Source organism: Microbacterium sp. NPDC097977 (assembly GCF_040302605.1).
Taxonomy (GTDB): Bacteria; Actinomycetota; Actinomycetes; order Actinomycetales; family Microbacteriaceae; genus Microbacterium.
Map to the genome: position 1 here is coordinate 75,015 of NZ_JBEOUR010000006.1, position 14,650 is coordinate 89,664.

A 14,650-nucleotide genomic window follows, 5' to 3' on the forward strand; every position below is an offset into this window, starting at 1 on the left:
CGTCGGCGTTCGGTTCAACGGTGCGCCCGCCGCGGGCTGGGGTCCCGCACTGACGGCGGACGCACCTGGTACTGGTCGAACGACTGAAGGGCTCTCGCCGAGCGGGTACGGATGAACCGCGAGGCAAGAGCCCCCGCGTAGAGCGATACCGGTGAGCCACCCCAGGGCCTGTGTATTCGCGCTCTGATCCGCACCCTACGCTCGATCCCCCGAAAGCATCACCCCGCCTTCGATCCGTCTGAGACGTCTACGGGCGCAGAGAGCCACCCTCCTCGAACCAGTCCTCTATCCGCGCGTCGTCGTCCGAGACATCCGCAGCGGCGCGTCGTGCGAACGACACGGATCCGGCCAGGGCGGCCACCGCTGCGGCGCGTACCTGTTCCCGCTGCGAGGCGTCCTGGAAGAGGTGAGCGGCGACCTCGCGAGCCGCAGTGATCCCGACGGAGATCTCGGCCAGTCGTTCCGCGATCCTGGCGGCGAGCCCATCTCGGAGCTCTTCAAGATTCGTGTTCGCGATCTCCAGACGACGATCGGCGACGCGCAACTCGACAGTCGAGTACCCGTGGGCCGACAGGTAGGCACGCGTTGCGCTGCCCTGGATCGCGGCCACCTCGTCGCGATCCGTCTTGCGCGTGAACACCGCTTCCACGGTGTACCGGTCCGGCGCGTCTCCCGTCATCAGCGTCGCAGGAAGCGACCCGATGAGAATGGACCCCAGACCCAGCAGTTCGGAGCTTTGCCCCGCGATCTTCAGTTGTGTGTTCATACACGGACGTTACGCCCCGAAACTGGGCGCGTTCACAGTTCCGTCCGCGCACATCCAGGGCCGAAGAGGCGGATGCTCGGCGGGGTTCCGCTCCCGCTAGGAGACCGGCTCCTCGGCGCGTACGCGCTTGTCGGCGCCGATCCGATCCGTCAACGTTCGGAGGCGCTTCTGCAGCGGGGCGAAGGCGTGATGCGTGGCCGCGGCGACCACGAACACGATCGGGTACACCCACCACCAGACGTCGACGCGGTTGACATGCAGGTACGTCGCCGCCGCGATGAGGATGGGCACGTGCCAGAGGTACAGCTCGTACGAGACCTTGCCGATGTAGACGACCGGTCTGAGCTCGAGCATCCGCTGCAGCCACCAGCGCCGACCGCTGCACACCGCATAGATGATGCCGGTCGTGCCGACCGCGATGCACACCGGGGCGAAGGATTCGAGGATCTTAGGGCCGCTCATCGCCCAGGCGGCCGCGATGCCGGCGACGCCGATGAGCGAGTTGAGGATCGGGTTCCCCCGCCAGTCGGTCTCCGCGATGATGATCGCGACGCCGCACCCGATGGCGATACCGCCCATGCGATACAGGGGCAGACCTGCGCCCGTCGTGAAGGCCGCGTACACCCGGACGGCGTTCATTCCCAGTCCGAGGATGATCATGAACGCCGCCATCGTCTTCCACGACAGCCGAAGACGCATCATCAGGATCAGCAGCAGCGGCCACACCAGGTAGAAGTACTCCTCGGCGGCGAGGCTCCACATATGGCCGTGGAACATCGGCGACCCGTAGCGGGCATCCGTCACCGGCGAGAGGTAGAGCGCGGATCCGATCGTGTGGATGAGGAACCCGCGCCGGTCCGGGTCGAGAGTGAGCCCGAAGATCATCGTGACGGCAAGGGTCGCGAGCAGCGCCGGGTACAGCCGGATGAAGCGGCGCAGGTAGAACCGCCGCAGTCGGAGCCTGCCCAGTTTCTCGTGCTCGTACCAGAGGATCGTGGTGATCAGGAAGCCCGACAGGACGAAGAAGATGTCCACGCCGAACGCGCCTGGAACGAAGAACGGCTTGGCGCCGTGAAGGGCCATGACGAACAGGACCCCCACGGCGCGGAGGCCGTCCAAGGCAGGCGTATAGGCCAGCTTCCTCGCGGTCACAGGGTGACAGTACTCGATCAGGGGCAGGATGCGGCTCTTCCGCTAATGTGAGCGCATGCGTTTCACCGTTTCTTCGTGGTGGTGGCTGCGTCCGCAGCCATAACGCATTCACGCGCGGGCTGCACGGCAGCCCGCGAACCATCGCGGCACCCCACGTCCGTGCAGCTCCTCGATCCAGGAGCAGACATGGACTCATTCAACGCCACCGCCGAACGCATGCCCGAGCTGCGCGCTCGGATCGCCGCGCACCCCGAACAGTTCCGGGTGCTGACCGGAGAGCGCCCCACGGGACGGCTGCATCTCGGGCATTACTTCGGCACGGTGCGGGAGCGTGTCCGATTGCAGTCGCTCGGGGTGGAGACCTTCGTGATCCTGGCCGACTACCAGGTCATCACCGACAGAGACGTCGCGGGGAACATCCGCGAGAACGTCTACGAGGCCGTGCTCGACTATCTCGCCGCCGGTCTCGATCCGCAGTCGTCGACGATCTTCACCCACTCGGCCGTTCCCGCCCTCAACCAGCTTCTCCTCCCCTTCCTCAGTCTCGTCACCGAGGCCGAGCTGCACCGCAACCCCACGGTGAAGGCGGAGCTGGCGGCATCCGGCCGTGCGCTGAGCGGACTGCTGCTCACCTACCCCGTGCACCAGGCCGCCGACATCCTCTTCTGCAAGGGCACTCTCGTCCCCGTAGGGAAGGACAATCTGCCGCACGTCGAAGTCACTCGCACGATCGCGCGCCGCTTCAACGAGCGCTACGGGGAGGTCTTCCCGGAGCCGGCAGCGCTCATCACCGAGGCACCCGAGCTTCCGGGCCTCGACGGCCGCAAGATGTCCAAGAGCTACGGCAACGCGATCGCACTGGGGATGACGGCCGATGAGACCGCCACCGTCATCCGGCGAGCGCGCACCGACTCCGAGCGCTCGATCACCTACGACCCCGAGAACCGTCCTGAGGTGTCCGGCCTGCTCACGACCGCCGCGATCATCCTGGGCCGCGACCCGGGCGAGCTCGCGGACGAGGTGGGAGACGCCGGAGCCGGGGCGCTGAAGACCCTCACCATCGACGCCGTGAACGATTTCCTGGCCGAGCACCGTGCGCGACGAGCAGAGCTCACCGTCGGCGACGCGGCAGCGGTGCTCCGCGAAGGGAACGAGCGGGCGCAGAGCATCGCCGCCGACACCCTCCACGAGGTGCGAGCCGCGATGGGCATGCTCTATTGACGCGGTGAACGAGAGGCCGTTTCCATACTCTCGATGAAGCCTCGCAGTCCGTCGATGACCGTCCGTGCGGCGGCGGGATCGTCGGATGCGAAGAGACCGAGGTCGGACAGCGCCAGTGCGGCATCCCCCTGCACCCGAGCCGCATCCGAGAACGTGCCTCGGGCGCCCGTTCGTCAGCAGACTGCCCCGATCACCGTGATGAGCACGCCAGCACCGATCCATCGGTGGTGGTTCGGCAATCCCCTCACGAACAGGGATCCGATTCCGTTGAGTCTCGGATACGGATCGGATCGCGCAGGTCAGAGTGGCAGACGGGCGTCGCGTACGAACTTGCGCTGCCGAGGAGTTTCGACCGCGCCGCGCCGGTAGGCGGTGCGAATCCAGGCCACAGCCTCATCGGCCGGCACGCCGTCAAAACGGGCAAGGATGCAGAGGGCCGTTCCCGTGCGCCCCACACCTCCCCCGCACGCGATCTCCACTCTCTCGGCGGAGGATCGATCGTAGGCATCCCGAAGCGCGGAGATCGCGTCCGATGGAGCTCTGGGCAGACGGAAGTCCGGCCACGCGACCCACAGCGACTCCCAGGACTCCTCATGCGGGCGTGCAGTGAGGTACACCCCGAAGTCGGCCGCTTCGTCGTGGCTGACGGCCCCGGCTCGCAGCGCGCGCCCTCGCACGCGCCGACCGCTGGGCAACGTCACTACACCGTCCAGGTCGGCCGGCCACTGTTCCATGGCTCCATCGTCTCATCGGAGTCTCCCCGCCCTAGGCACCACGTCACCGTGGCACCCGGGTCATCGCGACGACCGGGACGCGGGGGAAGCGTGTGCAGGCGCGGCAGGAACGACGACAGCACGCGCCGCTAATCTGAGGTGCGTGGCGTGGACGACAGTCCGCGACGTCACGGGTGAACGGAGGGGGGCTCATGAGCACGCGGACCATGGTGTTGCACAGTGCACACAAGGACCAGTTCGACTTTCCGGACAGAGACCTCGTGTTCTACGACCAGCCCTACGACGCCGACCAGCTGTCACGCGTCACCGATGTGCACCTGTGGTCTCCCCTCGACGGTCCCATCGATCGTCTCCCCGAGATCATCACCGCGATGCCGAATCTGAAGACTCTGAGCATCGGCCCGGGGAGGGTCCTCCCCACCATCGTCACGGAACTGCGGCAGGGCGACCTCCCTGAGAGTCTCGAAGAGCTCTCGGTGCAGATCGGCGATCGGACCCTGGTGTGGCCGAATGTGGTGGTGCCGAACCTGAAGACCCTCTACGTCGGCGAACCCTTCCGCTTCAAGAACGAGCACTTCCCCGGGCTCCGCACGCTCTCCCTCTACCCGCAGAGATCTCTGAACAATGTGCGGCAGGCACTCGAGCTGCCGCTGGAAGAGCTGAACCTGTTGAACGTACCCACGGACGAGCAGATCTTCCGTCTCGTCGAACCCGTCGGGCTTCGCCGCCTCGGGCTGATCGGTGGACGCACGCTCACGAGCCTCACCGGGATCCGCGTGCTCCCCGGGTTGGAGTCGTTGCGCCTGAAGAACCTCACCTCTCTGGGTGACATCTCGGAGCTGGCCGCTCTCGCGCGACTCGAGATCGTGAACATCCAGTACTGCAAGAAGATCACCGGCATCGCCGCCATCAACGACCTTCCCCGACTGCGCAGGCTCACCCTGGTCGGATGCGGGACCATCGGCCTCGAGACGATCGAGGCGAAGCTGTCGACACTGGAATGGGTCAACACGGGCGCGACCTGGTGACCGTGTGCCCAGAGAGACTGCTCGGTAGCCTGGGGACCATGACGGAGCTCTTCCGAACGGCCACCGGATGCTTGCAACACGCCGGGTGGACGTATGAGCCGCCTACGTCCACGGGCGACGGTGCTCCCTTCCCGCTGCGCACAGCACCCGACACGGTGATCCGCTGGGCGTCCTCGTTCTCACTGCTCGCGAATGTAGATGAGACGGTGTGGTTCTTGTCCCGCGACGATTACTCGACGGGCGCGGACGGTGCGTTCGCGTGGAACGAGTACGAACAGCTGAGCCTCCAGGCTGCGACAACGGATGACGAGGCGGCCGCGGTCTCCCGTTTCTGGACGCGCCACCTCCCCCTGCTGCTCTCCGTGCGCAACGGATACGAGTATCTGGCCGTGCGAGACGATGGAGCAGTCGTCCATGGAGCGGAGCCCGAGTTCGAAGAAGCGGTCGTCGTCTTCTCGCATTTCGAGGATCTGCTGACGCACATCATCTCGTGTCCTGCCCGACTCGACCATGTCATCGACGGGCTGCTGTTCGATGCGATCAGCATCCCTGACACGGGGCCGGGCCACTGACTCTCGGGTCGGCGGACTGACTGTGGTCGCACGACTTCGGAGGGGCTGCGGAGGGGGTCGGGACCCTCGCACATGCAGAAGGCCCGGAGACTCTTGCGAGTGTCCGGGCCTATCTTTGGTCGGGCTGACAGGATTTGAACCTGCGACCCCTTGACCCCCAGTCAAGTGCGCTACCAAGCTGCGCCACAGCCCGTTGTTCTGCACTCTCGCGCAGGCAACTCCCCTATCTTAGCCCCACTCCGTCGCGCTCCGCGAACCGAGCGTACGCTCGGGCACGTCTCCATCTCACCGGTGTGATGTTCCCGCTCGACGACTAGCGTGGAGACATGAGCGACGAGCATCCGACCATCGATGACGCGGAACTCGGAACGCTCACGCGAGCGACGACCGAGCTGACCGACGGCACCGTCCTCGAACATGACTGGTATGCGGGCGGCACCGTCGTCGACGGAGCGCCTCTCGATCTCATGATCGAGGGGACGACCGTCGACGAGGCGCGCGCACTGCTCCCGCACGTGCATGAGACGATCGCCGCGCTCGGGGTGCTGCGACGGCTGGCCTCGGATGCTGTCGTCGTGGCGTTCAGCACCGGCACACCCGAGCAGCATGAGCTCGACGATGCCGCATCCGATCTCGCTCTCGAGACGCTCGAGGCGTCGGCCGACGGCACGATCGTGCTGCACCTGATCGACACCTGCGGCGAGCACTTCCCCGAAGGCTACTGGCCCGCCGTGCATCTCGGCGCCGACGGCCAGATCACTCAGGTCACGGTGGAATCCTGAGCGCCGCCGATCCCGTTCTCCCCCGTGCCGCCGCGGGAGTTCCGATGCGAAGGCGAGCACGCTGATGGCCGACGCCGCGCGCGTGGACAGCTGGCTCTGCGCGATTCGGGTCTACAAGACCCGCTCCGCCGCGACGACCGCATGCCGCGCGGGGCATGTACGGGTCAACGGCGAGAAGGTGAAGGCCGCGCAGCACCTGAAGATCGGTGACGAGCTGCGGATCAGGATCGCGGGCTTCGATCGCATCCTCTTCGTGCGCCAGCTGCTCGTCAAGCGCGTCGGTGCGCCTCTTGCTGCCCTCGCGTACGAAGACCGCACCCCCGAGCGGGAGCCGCAGGCCGCGCTCGGTCTACGCGACCGAGGCGCCGGGCGTCCGACGAAACGGGAGCGCCGCGACATCGACAAGCTCCGTGCTCGCGCGTCCGGGGACGACAGCATCTTCGGCGGATAGCTCAGCCGGCACGAGCGCTCGAGTCCCTCAGTGCGTGCCGTCGAGAAGACGCAGCAGCCACCCCGCGGTCTGCACGCCCGCTGCGCCCGCAGCGAGCACTCGGGACTGCAGCTCACGGTCGCTGGTCACCGCGATCACGCGCTGGCCGTCACCGACACGACGGTCGACCTCCGCCACGATCGCGTCATCGCCCGCACCGGCGGCCTCGACGACGGACACGACGGCGGCAGGCAGCAGCTCCGCGGTGTCGTCGGGCGTCGGGGCCTCCGCACCCCGAGCGCGACCTTCGACGACGAGAGCGAGCTCGGGGAACCAGACGGTTCCCCCGATCCCCAGCTCTCCCGCCGGGACGGCGAGTCCGTCGAGGCGCGACGCGAGACGAGTTGTCGCCCCCGCCCGGTCCTTCCACCAGCCGTCCGGCACCGCCCCGACGACATTGGCCGCATCCACCACCAGCGCGGGCCGCACGTCGAGAAGAGTCCGCAGAGTCGGCCACGCTCCCGCGAACCCGGGATGCAGCGGAAGCGAATCGACGTCGCTCACGGGAACCCATTCGAGCGCCACGCTCTCGGGGTCGCTGATCACCGGGTCGAACGGCCGCACGACGTCGGCGATCACCGTCGTGTACGACCACACGTCGAGGTCGAGAACGCTGGTGAAGCGAGGACGCACGGCACCGTCAGGCACTCCCGCCTCCTCCTGCGCCTCTCGCACGGCGCCCACGATCGCGCTCTCGCCCTCGTGCATGGCTCCCCCGGGGAGACCCCACGTACCGCCGAAGTGGCTCCATGCGACACGGTGCTGGAGCAGGATGCCTCGGGCGGGATCGTAGGCGAGCAATCCTGCGGCCCCGAACCGCCCCCAGTATCTCTCCCCCGATGGCGCGACCACCCAGGCATCGCCGGGGTCACGGGGCCCTCCAGGACGACGAGGCTCACCGGCCTCCGGGGGTACGACAGTCATCCCTTCAGCCTGTCACAGCATCCGGGCATCGGCACGTGCGCAGGACACACGTCGGAACACCGCACGACGCGACACCGCGGACACCGGACTGGCCGCGCGTACGACTGTGCCCGCGCGGATCCGCGCGGGCACAGTGTCGCGTCGAGGCGATCGGGTCCGGACCGACTCAGCGCTGGCGCTTCTCGCGGACGCGCATGTTGATCACTATCGGCGTGCCGTCGAATTCGTACAGCTCGCGCAGGCGGCGCTGGATGAATCGGCGGTATCCCGGGTCGAGGAAGCCGGTGGTGAACAGCACGAACGTCGGCGGGCGCGTCGACGCCTGGGTGCCGAACAGGATGCGCGGCTGCTTGCCGCCACGCAGCGGATGCGGGTGCTCGGCGACGAGCTCGGCCAAGAAGGCGTTGAACTTGCCGGTCGGGATTCGTCGATCCCAGTTCTCGAGGGCGGTCTCGAGCGCAGGCACGAGCTTGTCGAGGTGACGACCCGTCTTCGCGGAGATGTTGACGCGCGGGGCCCATGCCACGTGGGCGAGGTCCTGCTCGATCTCACGCTCGAGGTACCGCCGACGGTCGGCGTTCTCGAGGTCGTCGTCGTTCAGACGATCCCACTTGTTGAACGCGAGAACGAGCGAGCGACCGGACTCGAGCACGAGGTCGATGATCCGCACGTCCTGCTCGCTGATGGTCTCCGACACGTCGAGCACCACGACGGCGACTTCCGCCTTCTCGAGCGCCGCCGAGGTACGCAGCGACGCGTAGAAGTCGGCGCCCTGCGCCATGTGCACGCGACGACGGATGCCGGCGGTGTCGACCAGGCGCCACAGCTTGCCACCGAGCTCCACGACCTCGTCGACCGGGTCGCGGGTGGTGCCGGCGAGGTCGTTGACGACCACGCGCTCTTCGCCCGCCGCCTTGTTCAGGAGCGACGACTTGCCGACGTTCGGTCGACCGAGGATCGCTACACGACGCGGTCCGCCGATCTCCGCCTTCGCGACGGCCGAGACGTCGGGCAAGGTCTTCAGCAGCTGATCGAGCAGGTCCGCCACGCCACGGCCGTGGATGGCCGAGACCGGATGCGGCTCACCGAGTCCGAGGTTCCAGAGAGCCGCGGCTTCGGGCTCCTGGCGGGCGTCGTCGATCTTGTTCGCGACGAGGAACACCGGCTTGCCGCTCTTGCGCAGCAGCTTGACCACGTGCTCATCGGTCGACGTGGCGCCGACCATCGCGTCGACGACGAAGAGCACCACGTCGGCGAGGTCGATCGCGACCTCCGCCTGCGCGGCGACGGAGCGGTCGATGCCACGGGCGTCGGGCTCCCATCCGCCGGTGTCGACGAGCGAGAACCGGCGGTCCGCCCACTCCGCCTTGTACGTGACACGGTCGCGCGTCACGCCGGGGGTGTCCTCGACGACGGCCTCACGGCGTCCGAGGATGCGGTTCACCAGCGCGGACTTGCCGACGTTCGGTCGACCGACGATCGCGACGACGGGCAGGGCGGGGAAGAACTGGATGCCGTCCTCGCCCATCGTGATGCCGGCGAGGAGCGCGGCATCCTCGTCATCCAGGTCGTAGTCGGCGAGGCCGGCGCGCAGCGTCTCGGCGCGCGCCTCGGCGAGCTGCTCGTCGAGCGACTCCATCTTCTCGGCGAGCCGATCGACACCGGTCCCTGAGCCTGTCGAAGGGTCGTATTCGTCGTCAGCCATGGTGTACTCCTCGGATTCGTTCGATCACCGAGAGAACGGCGTCGATGGTCTGTGGGAAATCGAGCTCCGTCGAGTCGACGACCTCCACGCCCTCTGCGGCGTTGAGGAAATCGACGACGGCGCTGTCTGATGCGTCTCGCTTGTGCAGTGCGGCGGCCACGGCCTCGGCGTTCTCCCCTGCGAGCTCGCCCGCACGGCGCGCGGCGCGCACCTCGGGGGCTGCCGTCAGGAGGATCCGCACGGGCGCGTCCGGAGCGACCACCGTGGTGATGTCACGGCCCTCTACGACGACCGCGGGATACGGCGCCTCGGCGACGAGGGAACGGAACAGACGGTTGACCTGCTCTCGCACCTCGGGCACCCGGGCGACACCGCTCACCGCGCCCGAGACCGCCGGCTCGCGGATGGCGTCGGTGACGTCGACGTCGCCGACATGCACTGCACGGTCATCGGGATCGAGTCCGAGACGCACCGGGAATTCGGCGACCGCGGCGAGGACGGCTCCGGCATCCGCCGTGTCCGCACCCCGATCCAGGACGTGCCAGGCGAGTGCGCGGTAGGCGGATCCGGTGTCGAGGTAGCCGAATCCGAGCGTTCGGGCCACGGCCTTGGACACGCTGGACTTGCCGGAACCTGCGGGTCCGTCGATCGCGATGAAGTCAGTCATTGGTCGTACCTGCAATCCGCCAGCCGCGTTCCTGGAGTCCGGTGATCGCCCCATGCAGCGCAGCGGGGTCGACGCTGATCTCGGCGAGACCGAACTGCGCACCGGGCGAGTGCTCGAGGCGGAGATCCTCGACGTTCACGCCGAGCTCGCCGAGCTCCCCGAACAGCCGGCCGAGCTGCCCCGCGGTGTCGTCGATCATGACGACCAGGGACTCGAACCTCTGGTTCTGGCCGTGCTTGCCCGGCAGCCGTTCGACGCCGTCGTTGCCCTGCCGGATGGTCTCGGCCACCACGCGCCGGGCGCCCGGCGCCTCGGGGGCACGCAACGCCTCCGACACCTCACGGAGGTCGGCTGCCAGCGCGTCGAGGATCTCGACGACGGGCGCGGCGTTCGCGCCGAGGATCTGCACCCACAGCTCGGGCGCGGATGCCGCGATGCGTGTGGTGTCGCGCACGCCCTGACCGGAGAGCCGCAGAGCGCCCTCGTCGGCCACGGCGAGTCGCCCGGCGAGCAGACTCGCGACCACCTGCGGCACGTGCGAGGTCAGCGCGACGGAACGGTCGTGCTCCTCGGGAGTCATCTCGAGAGGCATGGCGCCGACATCCAGCGCGAGCGCCTCGACGAGCGCGAGGTCCGTCGCCCGGGTGTCCGCGTCGCGGCAGACGACCCAGGGACGACCGATGAACAGGTCGGCGCGTGCCGAGATCGCGCCGCCGCGCTCTCGTCCGGCGAGAGGGTGCGAGCCGATGTACCGGGTGAGGTCGACGCCTCGGTCCTGCAGACTGCGGAACGGTTCCAGCTTGACGCTCGCCACATCGGTGACCACCGCGTCCGGGAAGCGGGTCAGCTCCGCTTCGATCACGTCGGCGGTGACGTCCGGGGGGACGGCGACGACGACGAGCACGGGAGCGTCATCGTCGGCGGCGGTTCGGCCCGCACCGTAGTCGACGGCGAGGCGGAGCTGGGCGGGCGATGTGTCGGCGAGGACGACATCGACGCCCTTCGCGCGGAGCGCATGGCCGATGCTCGAGCCGAGCAGGCCGGCGCCGACGACGCGCACGGTGCCGGAGAGCCTCGCCGCAGTTCGCGGCGCGACGGAACTCCGAGCCCCCGTGGGCACACTCGTCGTATCGGTCACTCGTTCTCCTGCTGCTCGCCTGGCGCCGCGGCGACACCGGAATCACGGCGCGACAGAGTCAAGAGCGCGCCCAGTTCGATTTTAGTCAGTTCACGGCTCTTCCCGACCGGGAGCGTTCCCAGGTGCAGCGGACCGAACTGCCGACGCACGAGTTCGGTGACCGGGTGGCCGACGGCGGCCAGCATGCGCCGCACGATGCGATTGCGCCCGGAGTGCAGCGTCAGTTCGACGAGACTCGACCCGCGCGAGGTGTCGAGCAGGCGCGCCTTGTCGGCCGCGATGAACCCGTCGTCGAGGTCGATGCCCTTGGTGAGCCGCGAGATCGTCTGAGCCGTGACCGCGCCGTCGACCTTCGCGATGTAGACCTTGGTGACCCCGAACGAGGGGTGCGCGAGAACGTGCGCGAGCTCCCCGTCGTTGGTCAGCACGAGCAGACCGCTGGTCTCGGCATCCAGTCGCCCGACGTTGTAGAGCCGCTCTTCGTAGTCGTCGGTGAATCGGCGCAGGTCGGGGCGGCCGCTCTCATCGCGCATGCTGCTGACCACACCCGTGGGCTTGTTCAGGATCACGTAGCGCTTCGACACGTCGAGCTGCACGGCGGTGCCGTCGACGTCGACGAGATCGGTCTCGGGGTCGATCCGGCGTCCGAGCTCGGTCACGGTCTCGCCGTTGACCTTGATCCGGCCCTCGACGATGTACTGCTCCACGACCCGTCGCGAGGCGACCCCGGCGGCAGCCAGGACCTTCTGCAGGCGGACGCCCTCGGGTGTCTCGAAGCCGCTCATCGGATGGTCCCTTCGTCGAAGCCGTCTGCACCGTCGTCGAGCAGAGGAGAAATGGGGGGCAGCTCGTCGAGCGAGTTGATGCCCAGATGCTGCAGGAGCGCATCCGTGGTGCCGTAGTTGATGGCGCCGGTCTCGGAGTCCGCGAACATCTCGGTGATGAGGCCGCGGGCGAGCAGCGTGCGCACCACGGAGTCCACGTTCACCGCGCGGATGGAGGCGACCTGGCTGCGCGTCACGGGCTGCTTGTAGGCGATCACCGCGAGCGTCTCGAGTGCCGCCTGCGAGAGGCGTGCGGGCGCCTGGCCGCCGATGAACTCGGCCACGAGGTCGTCGTGGTCGTCGCGCACGTAGAGACGCCAGCCGCCCCCGACCTCACGCAGCTCGAACCCGCGGCGCGGGCCTGCGCCTCTGCCGTCGTAGTCGTCGACGAGCGTCTCGATCGTCTGACGCACCGCCGCCACCGGCGATCCCACGGCCGCAGCCAGCGCGATCAGCCCGATCGGCTCGTCGATGATGAGCAGGATCGCCTCGATCCGCTCCGCCAGCGGAGACTCGGTCGCGGGGGGATCCGTCACGGGTCCGGTCACATCATCGGTCATAATCGGCTCCCAGGGTCGCGAGTGTCTCGTCCGACCACGAATCGGCCGCCCAGCGCAGTGTCAGTTCGCCGAGCGGCTCCAGCTGCTCGAACGAGAGCGCCGCGTGGCGGTACAGCTCCAGCACGGAGATGAAGCGAGCGACGACGATTCCCGGCTCGCTCACTCCGGCGACCAGCTCGCGGAAGCTCACCGCCTCTGCGGCGCGCAACAGGGTCACCACGATCGCCGCCTGCTCGCGGATGCTGACGAGCGGGGCGTGCAGGTGGTCGAGCCCGACATGCGGGATCTCCTTGGGCGTGAACGCCAGCAGGGCCAGCGCGGCGAAGTCGTCGACGCTCAGCGACCAGACCAGCTCCGGGGTCTTCCGACGGTGCTTCTCGTCGAGGCGCACCGCCCGCACATGCCGCCGGTCCTCGCGCTGGAGGCAGCGGGCGAACCACGCCGAGACCTCCTTGAACGCCCGGTACTGCAGCAGCCGTGCGAAGAGCAGGTCACGGGCTTCGAGCAGCGCCACCGCCTCGGCATCCACCAGCTCGCCCTGCGGGAGGAGGCCGGCGACCTTCATGTCGAGCAGCGTGGCCGCGACCACCAGGAACTCCGACGCCTGGTCGAGCTCCTCGTCGTCGTCGAGCTCGCGGAGGTAGGCGATGAACTCGTTGGTGACCGCGCTCAGCGACACCTCCGTGATGTCCATCTCATGCTTCGAGATGAGATTCAGCAGGAGATCGAACGGTCCGTCGAAGTTCGACAGCGAGACCCGGAATCCCGTCGTGTCGTCAGGTGCGAGGCTCTCGTCAGGCGACAGCGCCACGGGCGACCAGCTCCCGCGCCAGCCGCAGGTATGCCTGGGCGGCGGCGTGCTCCGGAGCGAACTCGGTGATGGGCACACCCGAGACCGACGCATCCGGGAACTTCACGGTGCGGCCGATGACGGTCTCCAGCACATCGTCGCCGAAGGCCTCGACGACGCGCTGCAGCACCTCACGGGAGTGCAGCGTGCGCGGGTCGTACATCGTGGCCAGCAGACCGTCCATCGTGATGGACGGGTTGAGGCGGTCGCGCACCTTGTCGATCGTCTCGATGAGCAGGGCGACGCCGCGAAGAGCGAAGAACTCGCACTCGAGCGGGATGATGACACCGTGCGCGGCGGTGAGCGCGTTCACGGTGAGCAGCCCCAGCGAGGGCTGGCAGTCGATGAGGATGACGTCGTACTCCCCCGCCACCTGACGCAGGACGCGGGCGAGGATCGTCTCACGGGCGACCTCGTTGACGAGGTGCACCTCCGCCGCCGACAGGTCGATGTTCGCGGGCATCACGTCGAGGCCCGCGACGCCGGAGTGGACGATCGCGTCGTGCGCGTCGCGCTTGGTGTCGAGCAGCAGGTCGTAGACGGTCGGCACATCGTGCGTCTGGATGCCGAGACCGGCCGACAGGGCCCCCTGCGGGTCGAAGTCGACGGCGAGCACCTTGCGTCCGTACTCGGCCAGCGCGGCGGCCAGGTTGATCGAGGTGGTCGTCTTGCCGACGCCGCCCTTCTGGTTGCAGAGCGCGATGATGCGCGCCGGGCCGTGCGACGCCAGCGGTTCGGGGGTCGCGAAACCGTGATAGGGACGCCCGGTGGGTCCCATGGGGGTGTCGTCGGTCTTCGACGTCTTCACCCTGGACTTCGCCGCGTTCTCAGCCACCGATTCTCCTGCTCCGTCGTGCTTGAACGAGTCTAGCGGGAGCCCTGTCGACCCGTGCCTCGGCGCGCGGCAGCAGCCGCACGCGCTCAGCCGCCCCGGAGTGCCTCCACCGGCTCGATCCGCGCCGCGCGCCGGGCCGGATACCACCCGGACCCCCACCCGACGACCGCCCCGAGCAGGGCGCCCGCCACGGCGACGAGCGGATCGGTGACCGGAGTCCACCCCTGCACGACGGCGACCACGATCACGGCGAGCACGCCGAGCGCTGAGCCGATCAGACCGCCGATGAACCCGATGACGACGGACTCCACCATGAACTGCGAGCCGATCTGCCGACGGGTCGCTCCGAGCGCTCGACGCAGGCCGATCTCGCCGATGCGCTCCATGACCGAGAGCAGGGTG

General features: G+C 68.3%; 17 protein-coding genes and 1 tRNA gene. 5 read left to right on the forward strand and 13 right to left on the reverse strand.

Going from position 1 to position 14,650, the window contains the following annotated elements; genetic code table 11:
- Positions 1 to 247: 247 nt before the first annotated feature.
- A complete protein-coding gene (locus ABTZ43_RS02985; protein ID WP_350537764.1) occupies positions 248 to 766 on the reverse strand; it encodes a hypothetical protein in 519 nt (172 codons plus the stop codon).
- A 96-nt stretch (positions 767 to 862) separates the two neighbouring features.
- Complete coding sequence (locus ABTZ43_RS02990; RefSeq protein ID WP_350537765.1) at positions 863 to 1,918, reverse strand: acyltransferase family protein; 1,056 nt, start codon at positions 1,916 to 1,918, stop codon at positions 863 to 865.
- Positions 1,919 to 2,104: 186 nt separating this feature from the next.
- On the opposite strand from ABTZ43_RS02990, the gene trpS reads away from it, so the two are divergent.
- Complete coding sequence (trpS, locus tag ABTZ43_RS02995; RefSeq protein ID WP_350537766.1) at positions 2,105 to 3,139, forward strand: tryptophan--tRNA ligase; 1,035 nt, start codon at positions 2,105 to 2,107, stop codon at positions 3,137 to 3,139.
- A gap of 299 nt (positions 3,140 to 3,438) precedes the next feature.
- Here the strand turns inward: trpS and ABTZ43_RS03000 are convergent, their stop codons facing one another.
- Positions 3,439 to 3,873 (reverse strand): protein-tyrosine phosphatase family protein, encoded by a 435-nt coding sequence (locus ABTZ43_RS03000; protein WP_350537767.1) that lies wholly within the window; start codon positions 3,871 to 3,873, stop codon positions 3,439 to 3,441.
- Positions 3,874 to 4,064: 191 nt separating this feature from the next.
- Here ABTZ43_RS03000 and ABTZ43_RS03005 point away from each other — a divergent pair, with 191 nt between their 5' ends.
- Both ABTZ43_RS03005 and ABTZ43_RS03010 read left to right on the forward strand, forming a co-directional pair.
- Positions 4,065 to 4,901, forward strand: a complete 837-nt coding sequence (locus ABTZ43_RS03005; protein ID WP_350537768.1) for a leucine-rich repeat domain-containing protein — start codon at positions 4,065 to 4,067, stop codon at positions 4,899 to 4,901.
- Between the two features lie 38 nt (positions 4,902 to 4,939).
- Positions 4,940 to 5,473, forward strand: coding sequence for a hypothetical protein (locus ABTZ43_RS03010; protein ID WP_350537769.1), 534 nt, complete (start codon positions 4,940 to 4,942; stop codon positions 5,471 to 5,473).
- 116 nt (positions 5,474 to 5,589) lie between these two features.
- On the opposite strand, the gene ABTZ43_RS03015 is transcribed toward ABTZ43_RS03010, so the two are convergent.
- Positions 5,590 to 5,666: transfer RNA gene (locus ABTZ43_RS03015), tRNA-Pro, on the reverse strand.
- 133 nt (positions 5,667 to 5,799) lie between these two features.
- Between ABTZ43_RS03015 and ABTZ43_RS03020 the strand changes: the two genes are divergently transcribed.
- Entirely contained in the window at positions 5,800 to 6,255 is a 456-nt protein-coding gene (locus ABTZ43_RS03020) for a hypothetical protein (RefSeq protein ID WP_149422713.1), read from the forward strand.
- A gap of 64 nt (positions 6,256 to 6,319) precedes the next feature.
- Entirely contained in the window at positions 6,320 to 6,706 is a 387-nt protein-coding gene (locus ABTZ43_RS03025; RefSeq protein ID WP_350537770.1) for an RNA-binding S4 domain-containing protein, read from the forward strand.
- A 27-nt stretch (positions 6,707 to 6,733) separates the two neighbouring features.
- Here ABTZ43_RS03025 and ABTZ43_RS03030 read toward each other — a convergent pair whose 3' ends face one another.
- The 9 genes from ABTZ43_RS03030 to ABTZ43_RS03070 form a co-directional block, all read right to left on the reverse strand.
- Entirely contained in the window at positions 6,734 to 7,669 is a 936-nt protein-coding gene (locus tag ABTZ43_RS03030) for an NUDIX domain-containing protein (protein WP_350537771.1), read from the reverse strand.
- A 166-nt stretch (positions 7,670 to 7,835) separates the two neighbouring features.
- Positions 7,836 to 9,374: a ribosome biogenesis GTPase Der gene (gene der / locus ABTZ43_RS03035; protein ID WP_056418696.1), complete on the reverse strand. Its 1,539-nt coding sequence runs from the start codon at positions 9,372 to 9,374 to the stop codon at positions 7,836 to 7,838.
- Complete coding sequence (gene cmk / locus ABTZ43_RS03040; protein WP_056418700.1) at positions 9,367 to 10,041, reverse strand: (d)CMP kinase; 675 nt, start codon at positions 10,039 to 10,041, stop codon at positions 9,367 to 9,369. The genes der and cmk overlap by 8 nt, the downstream gene beginning before the upstream one ends.
- Entirely contained in the window at positions 10,034 to 11,179 is a 1,146-nt protein-coding gene (locus ABTZ43_RS03045; protein WP_350537772.1) for a prephenate dehydrogenase, read from the reverse strand. The genes cmk and ABTZ43_RS03045 overlap by 8 nt, the downstream gene beginning before the upstream one ends.
- Positions 11,176 to 11,964: a pseudouridine synthase gene (locus ABTZ43_RS03050; RefSeq protein ID WP_056418702.1), complete on the reverse strand. Its 789-nt coding sequence runs from the start codon at positions 11,962 to 11,964 to the stop codon at positions 11,176 to 11,178. The genes ABTZ43_RS03045 and ABTZ43_RS03050 overlap by 4 nt, the downstream gene beginning before the upstream one ends.
- Positions 11,961 to 12,563, reverse strand: coding sequence for an SMC-Scp complex subunit ScpB (gene scpB / locus ABTZ43_RS03055; protein WP_350537773.1), 603 nt, complete (start codon positions 12,561 to 12,563; stop codon positions 11,961 to 11,963). Before scpB ends, ABTZ43_RS03050 begins: the two co-directional genes overlap by 4 nt.
- Positions 12,553 to 13,374, reverse strand: a complete 822-nt coding sequence (locus ABTZ43_RS03060; RefSeq protein ID WP_350537774.1) for a segregation and condensation protein A — start codon at positions 13,372 to 13,374, stop codon at positions 12,553 to 12,555. Before ABTZ43_RS03060 ends, scpB begins: the two co-directional genes overlap by 11 nt.
- Positions 13,358 to 14,191: a ParA family protein gene (locus ABTZ43_RS03065; protein WP_056419707.1), complete on the reverse strand. Its 834-nt coding sequence runs from the start codon at positions 14,189 to 14,191 to the stop codon at positions 13,358 to 13,360. The genes ABTZ43_RS03060 and ABTZ43_RS03065 overlap by 17 nt, the downstream gene beginning before the upstream one ends.
- Before the next feature lie 143 nt (positions 14,192 to 14,334).
- The coding region (locus tag ABTZ43_RS03070) for an ABC transporter permease (RefSeq protein WP_350537775.1) at positions 14,335 to 14,650 on the reverse strand (316 nt) is incomplete at its 5' end.

Excerpts from the sequence above, each read along its gene's own strand:
- trpS (WP_350537766.1), top strand. The coding sequence starts at position 2,105 with ATGGACTCATTCAACGCCACCGCCGAACGCATGCCCGAGCTGCGCGCT.
- ABTZ43_RS03065 (WP_056419707.1), bottom strand. The coding sequence starts at position 14,191 with ATGGGACCCACCGGGCGTCCCTATCACGGTTTCGCGACCCCCGAACCG.
- ABTZ43_RS03025 (WP_350537770.1), top strand. The coding sequence starts at position 6,320 with ATGGCCGACGCCGCGCGCGTGGACAGCTGGCTCTGCGCGATTCGGGTC.
- der (WP_056418696.1), bottom strand. The coding sequence starts at position 9,374 with ATGGCTGACGACGAATACGACCCTTCGACAGGCTCAGGGACCGGTGTC.
- ABTZ43_RS03010 (WP_350537769.1), top strand. The coding sequence starts at position 4,940 with ATGACGGAGCTCTTCCGAACGGCCACCGGATGCTTGCAACACGCCGGG.
- ABTZ43_RS02985 (WP_350537764.1), bottom strand. The coding sequence starts at position 766 with ATGAACACACAACTGAAGATCGCGGGGCAAAGCTCCGAACTGCTGGGT.
- ABTZ43_RS03050 (WP_056418702.1), bottom strand. The coding sequence starts at position 11,964 with ATGAGCGGCTTCGAGACACCCGAGGGCGTCCGCCTGCAGAAGGTCCTG.
- scpB (WP_350537773.1), bottom strand. The coding sequence starts at position 12,563 with ATGACCGATGATGTGACCGGACCCGTGACGGATCCCCCCGCGACCGAG.
- ABTZ43_RS03005 (WP_350537768.1), top strand. The coding sequence starts at position 4,065 with ATGAGCACGCGGACCATGGTGTTGCACAGTGCACACAAGGACCAGTTC.
- ABTZ43_RS03030 (WP_350537771.1), bottom strand. The coding sequence starts at position 7,669 with ATGACTGTCGTACCCCCGGAGGCCGGTGAGCCTCGTCGTCCTGGAGGG.
- ABTZ43_RS03020 (WP_149422713.1), top strand. The coding sequence starts at position 5,800 with ATGAGCGACGAGCATCCGACCATCGATGACGCGGAACTCGGAACGCTC.
- ABTZ43_RS03000 (WP_350537767.1), bottom strand. The coding sequence starts at position 3,873 with ATGGAACAGTGGCCGGCCGACCTGGACGGTGTAGTGACGTTGCCCAGC.
- cmk (WP_056418700.1), bottom strand. The coding sequence starts at position 10,041 with ATGACTGACTTCATCGCGATCGACGGACCCGCAGGTTCCGGCAAGTCC.